We start from the raw sequence: 4,474 nt of genomic DNA, 5'->3' as shown, positions 1-4,474 counted from the left end.
AATTTTCTTATTTTAGATGGAATCCCTATAACTTCTTCACTTTCCGATACTTATCTTGGAAATGATTTAAGTAAATTCATGCCTCGGACTACTGTTGAAATTATAAGGAAATTTGAGGATGATGTTGAGAATAATTTATTTTTGGAACTTGAAAATCTTTACTCTTTATTTACTAAAAAATGCTGATTTTATATCAGCATTTTTATTAATCTTTATATTTCTACTATCAAACTATTTTTGTCCAAGATTTTAGTGTAATACCACATTACAGTTTTTATAAATTTTAGTTCAATTCACTATCTATTTTATGTATAATTTTTAGTATCTTCTCATCTTTTATCTGATCGTATAATAAAGGACTTAGTATATTTTCTTTTATTTCCTTTTCCCTATTAGTAGAATTTATAATTATATCTTTAGTTTTTTTTGTCTTAAAAATTATTTTTCCCATATTGAAATCTTCACTCTTAAAATTTAATGTTTTTGGAGTAAATGAAGAGGTAATAAATGTATAAAATACTTCATTTGAAGTTTTTTCTATTGATTTCCAGCCAATTAAATATCTCTTGAAATTTATATTCCTTAAATCTAATCCCTGAGAAAAATCAAATAACTTATGTTCATATTCAATATAATAGATATTACTAATAATTTCTGTGTTACTTAATGAAAAATAATTACTTTCAATTGAACTGTAAGCATTTGAGTTCTTTTCTAGTATAAGGACATTACTGTCTGAACTTTTTAGATACATAATTATTACTATAAAAAAAACAATCGAAATAGTTAAAAATAGTTTTAATTTCATATTTGTTCCTTTCATTTATATTTATTTTATGCTAAATTCTGCCATTTTGTTCATATAATTTTTGGCTTTTCCATTTTTAAATTGAAATTTTCCAGTTTCAAAAAAATAATCAGAATCTCCACGTTCTTTATAGCCAGTAAGATTTTCGCGACTTCCTAAATTAAAATATCCATCAACATCTTTTTTCATATCATAATAATCATTTAAAGTAAAATTTGCTTTATTTTTAGAAATTGCATAATCAAAACTAGATTTATATTTTGAATATGTTGCGGAAGGATTATTTTCAAATTCTATTCTTATTTCATCTTTTAAATCCTTCATTCTATTAATACCAGCTTGACTATTAAGATTATTTTCTCCTATTTCTTTTTTTGCTATTGTTTCCATTAATGATATTATTTCTTTTTGAGAATTATAAACTATTAAATCTGAAGTTTTTTGTAACAATTTCTTTTTATCCCATGCATAATCTAATACTAAATCTTCTTGTTGAGATTTAGGTTTCTTTCCTCCAATAATATTATATACATCAAGTCCTCTTGAAATCCATTTACCAAAAGGAACTTCGTCAATTATTTTCCCTTTCACTTCATCAATTATTTCACTTTTGACATATTCAATTAATGCTTCTTTTGTTCCATTTTTCATAGCATATTCCCAATCTCTTATTGCTTCTTGAGTTGAACCATAAACGCTTCTAAAATAGTCAAGATCTAATTTTCCATTAGGTAAAAGGTGAAATTCTCTTAAATCTTCTTTCCCACTATGATATCTATCCCTTAATTCGCCATTTTCTCTAGCTATATCATAAGCATCCGTTCCTTCTTTCAATTTTTCTATAACACTGTCATCTATCACTACATTTGATGGTGTTAAAACTTTATCCTTATTCCCCATTTTTTCTGTAGCTGTTTTATCTATTGTTCCATCCTTATATGTTCCATGTCCACTTTCATGCTGAACATTCTTTCTCATTTCTTCTGCATTTCCAAATCCATCTCCATTGACATTTACATACATTACTCCATGTTTATCGTCTATTGACATTGAAATATTTGAATCATCTACTACATAAACTATTTCATAACCACCTTTTCCAAATTCTTCTAAAGTTTTTCTCAAGTTATCCTCAATCAATTTTTCTGTACCTTCATTCAATGCTATCTTGCCATCTTTATTCTTATTTTTATCTAACTGCTCTTGTAATTTTTGGTCTCTTCCTTCAATAAAGGCTTTTATATCATCTGATCTTTCTCCCATATTATTTGATATCTGACCTAATACCGTTTCGCCTTCATTTGTCATTCCTTCACGAATTCCCTGCACTATTTCTGGAACTAAAGCTCCGGTCTTCAATATATCTTCCATGAAGCTGTCTCTTACTGCTTTATTTCCCATATCTGTATGAATTACCGTGTCTATTTGCTCTACCACTTCATCTTTTGTTATTTTTTGCGCCTTATTAATATCTGTATTTATTCCTAATTCTTCTAAATCTAATCTCTTCCCTGCTTCTGTTACTTCTGTATTAACAAAGGTAGCATTGCTGTCCTGCTGTTTGTCATGACTTCCATATTGAATTCCTATTTGTGGAATTAAAGTATCTTTACTTACTCCACTAAAGCTCATTCCTGAATTCTCTCCTTTATCATGATCTTTTAAATTTTCTACTACCACCTTATTTGCATCAATACTCAGTTTCTCATTTGGGTTTAGACTGCCTATTACAGCTCCCGTATTTGTTAATGTTTCCCCTACTTTTACACTTCCTCCGTTTTCTGCCAATATTGATGTCTGGTTATTTACCCATTTTGAATCTGCATTATCCTGACTATAACTTCCATTTAATGATGGTATTGCATATCCTTCTTCCTTATTGCTTCCTGGCATTTTCCCTGAAACATCTACTCCTACACCATAGCTACTTCCATTTGATTTATATTCATCCTGCAAAGATATTATATTCAAATCCTTACCTATATCAAAATTAATTTTATCAGCTATTACATTAGCTCCTGCAAAGGTTGCATCCTCTTTTGTTGTAAGCTGGAATGTTCCTCCTACATTAATTGTAGTATTATCATAATATTTAGAATCTGTATTTGACTTTCCTCCTGAGATATTTGCTCCGCCTATTACATGATTATTTACTATATCATAACCCACATTTATTCCTGAAGAACTTGATTTTGTATCATTGCTATATGTATTTTCTCCGGCTCGTGCTTCAAAGTTCTTAGCATCTACTACAAAATTATCTCCCACAGTCACCTTCTGGTTTACTAGCTTTACATCTCCGTCTGATTGTAGTATAAAATTCTTCCCTACATTTATATTTCCCGCCACTGAATTTGTTCCACTAGTGTTTGATTCATACTTACTTTGACTATAACTTGCAGTGACACTGGCTGATACTAAATTGCTCAATGCTTCTTGTTTAGCATTTTCCATAACTCCATTATTCATATGGCCATTTAAATACTGACTACCATATCTTATTCCATCATATAAATTTCCACCTAGTTGAGTTACATTTCTTAAATCCTGTATTCCATTTCCTATTGTATTTATACTCTGTGATGTATTTCCAAATCCATAATCTTTTGAATTACTTATTACATCACTTACTGTACTTACCATTTGAGCTGGAGTAAATGCTACATTTACACTTACTCCTATACTTGTACTTTTCTGCTTTACTTTTTCTTCATACACTTCCTGAGCATCAAGTAACTCTACTCCGTTTGTTCCTCTGATAATCATGTCTTCTCCGACATTTGCCTGCATTGCTTCTGTTCTTACTTTATTTCCTGCTGATAATAATGTGCTTCCTTCTGATACTATACTTGATGTCGCTACTGTTGTACTGTTTCTTGTATTCTCAAGACTTGTACTACTGTAAGTCACTCCTGCCGATGCTCCTCCTCCACTCATTGAAGCTGAGGCACTCCAGCCACTTTTCTTTTCCTTTAAATAATATTCATTATTCATATCATCCGTTGTAATATTTATGTCATTTCCGGCTGTTACTATTATATTTCCACCACTACTCTGAACATCATCATTTTTTACTGCTATTACATTTGATGCCTTTATGTTAGCATCATTTCCTGCATCCAGTATGACATTGTTCCCTATTATTGTACTTGCTACTGCTCCCTCTTGATAACTTCTTTCTTCTTTGCTGTAACTTGAGAATGTACCTTTTTTATCTCTTTTTGATTCTGTATACATTGTATTTTTATCATTCTCAATATTTATGTCATTTCCTGCTGTTAACTGGACTGTCCCGTCTGATGCTACTGTACTTCCTTTTATATTTATATCATTTCCGGCATTTATTATTACATTATCAAGACCTGTTACTTCTGAGCCTAACTTCTCTGTTGTTCTGTATAAATCATAACCATGATTTTCTTCTGTTCTCTCGTAATCTTTTAAAGCTATTGTATTTATATTTACATCATTAGCCTCAATATATGTTGTTCCCCCTGATTCTGTTACTGCTCCTCTTGATACATATTTATCTGCTTCTATATATGTTGTCTTTCCTGAACTTATTACTCCTACATTCTGAACATCATCATATATTCTGGTTCTCTCTTTTCCTTCAAGCCTGTCGTGTTCTTTTGTTTCTACTCCAGTGGTTACATTACTTATTGT

Annotated in this window: 3 protein-coding genes; 1 reads left to right on the top strand and 2 read right to left on the bottom strand. The window is 30.2% G+C overall.

Features of this window, described 5'->3' with window-relative positions; genetic code table 11:
• The coding region (locus tag NK213_RS18985; protein ID WP_253352191.1) for a hypothetical protein at positions 1-186 on the top strand (186 nt) is incomplete at its 5' end.
• Between the two features lie 97 nt (positions 187-283).
• Here the strand turns inward: NK213_RS18985 and NK213_RS18980 are convergent.
• Positions 284-808, bottom strand: coding sequence for a hypothetical protein (locus NK213_RS18980; protein WP_253352190.1), 525 nt, complete (start codon positions 806-808; stop codon positions 284-286).
• Between the two features lie 21 nt (positions 809-829).
• Positions 830-4,474: hemagglutinin repeat-containing protein (locus NK213_RS18975; protein WP_253352188.1), on the bottom strand; the 3,645-nt coding region annotated here is incomplete at its 5' end.

The organism is Sebaldella sp. S0638 (assembly GCF_024158605.1).
Taxonomy (GTDB): Bacteria; Fusobacteriota; Fusobacteriia; order Fusobacteriales; family Leptotrichiaceae; genus Sebaldella.
This window is presented reverse-complemented; position numbering and strand designations above follow the sequence as displayed.

Coding starts and splice junctions, on each gene's coding strand:
- NK213_RS18980 (WP_253352190.1), bottom strand. CDS start 808: ATGAAATTAAAACTATTTTTAACTATTTCGATTGTTTTTTTTATAGTA.